This is a genomic window from Vibrio sp. HI00D65, assembly GCF_001635455.1.
Classification (GTDB): Bacteria; Pseudomonadota; Gammaproteobacteria; order Enterobacterales; family Vibrionaceae; genus Vibrio.
This window is the reverse complement of record NZ_LWEH01000550.1, coordinates 1-227: the sequence shown is the minus strand read 5'-3', so window position 1 is coordinate 227 and position 227 is coordinate 1. Positions and strand designations below refer to the sequence as shown.

At 48.5% G+C, this 227-nt stretch carries 1 protein-coding gene; it reads right to left on the bottom strand.

Annotation, left to right across the window (positions count from 1 at the left end; translation table 11 throughout):
- Positions 1-227, bottom strand: a 227-nt coding sequence (locus A3712_RS28045) for a hypothetical protein (protein WP_197465905.1), incomplete at both ends; no start/stop codon positions are given.

Below are 227 nucleotides of genomic sequence, written 5' to 3'. Positions count from 1 at the left end.
CGACCCCCTCGATCGGTGTTGTTCGTCCCGCTAGAGAGCTTTGAGACAATGCGAAGATTACGCCCAGCATTCCTCTGACCTCATCCATTGCGTGAAGCATAATTGCTGACGCCTTATCGGTGTCACACGTGGGTGATTGTAACTGTCTGATTACTTCGGGTAACGCTGCAAGAGCTTTGAAGTAACCTTCTTTTGCCATTTTGATTTGAAAGACTGTCGCAGTTGGA